1 protein-coding gene and 1 pseudogene are annotated in these 1,116 nt (G+C 73.7%); both read left to right on the plus strand.

The genetic code is table 11. The features are described from left to right. Positions 1 to 503, plus strand: a 503-nt coding sequence (locus tag ESO86_RS19510; RefSeq protein ID WP_340638873.1) for a sensor histidine kinase, incomplete at its 5' end; no start/stop codon positions are given. After that, positions 500 to 1,116: pseudogene (locus tag ESO86_RS17400) on the plus strand (hypothetical protein); the annotation flags it as partial. The gene ESO86_RS19510 and the pseudogene ESO86_RS17400, both read left to right, overlap by 4 nt.

Here is a 1,116-nt window from a genome sequence, read left to right on the forward strand (position 1 = left end):
CGCTGGCCGCGCGCATGGCCGGCGACGCGGTCCGCAGGCTCGACGAGGCCGCCGTCGAGGTCCCGGGCGTCGACGACCGCGTCGCCCTCAGCGTGCTCACGCGCCGACTCCGCAGCGGCGTCGCCGGCTTCTCCGCGCCGTTCATCGTCCGCATCGAGGGCGCCGACGGAGTGGAGCTGCCGGTCGAGGCGATCGACGCGCTGTCGTCTGCCGCGATGCAGGCGATGGTGAACAGCGTGCAGCACGCCGACGGCCCGATCGGCCGCGTCCGCCGGGAACTCGAGGTGCGCGGCGTCGGGGCGGGAGGATGCGTGATCCGCGTCATCGACAACGGGTCGGGCTTCGACCCGGCCGCGGTCCCGCCGAGCCGACTCGGGCTCCGGGTCTCGATCGAGGAGCGTATGGCGAACGAGGGCGGTTCGGCGAGGGTCGCGTCCGTTCCCGGCGAGGGGACGACGGTGACGCTCGCATGGCCGGCGGGAGTGCAGGGGAGCGACGGATGATCTCCGTTCCCCGCTGGCTGCTCATGGCGCTCGCAGCGATGTTCTCCGGCTACCACGTCGTGCTCGGCGTCTCGTCGTTGTCGACGGATGTCACGGCCTCGCCGTGGCCGATCATCGTCGCGCTGGTGCTGTACGCCGTCGCGACCGTCCTCAGCCTCTGGCCCGCACGTCGCGCGCGCATGCCGGACTGGCTCGCCGCCCTCGACCTCGCGGTCGGCATCGTGCTGCCGGTGCTCGTCACGAGCCAGCTCGATCCATCGGCGGACAACGGGTACGCGACGTGGTACGTCGCGGCCGTCGGGACGCTGATGACCATCGCGGCCGCGCGTCGGCAGCTGGTCGTCGCGTGGGCGGGCGTCATCGTGCTCGCAGTGCAGACCGTCGTGTGGGCGGGACCGCTCGCACTCGGTCAGCTCGGCGTGATCGGCAGCCTGGTCTGGGTCGGGATCGCCCACATGCTCTCCGCCGCCCTCGCCGGCGCGGCCAGGGCGACCCGGCGCTACGCCCAGGCCGAGCGCGAGGCGGCGGCGTGGCAGGCCGCGCAGGACGCGCACCTGTTCGAGGGCCGCATGCGGCTCGCGCAGACGCAGCGACTGGCCTCGCCGATGCTCCA

It is taken from the genome of Agromyces binzhouensis (assembly GCF_004135055.1).
Taxonomy (GTDB): domain Bacteria; phylum Actinomycetota; class Actinomycetes; order Actinomycetales; family Microbacteriaceae; genus Agromyces; species Agromyces binzhouensis.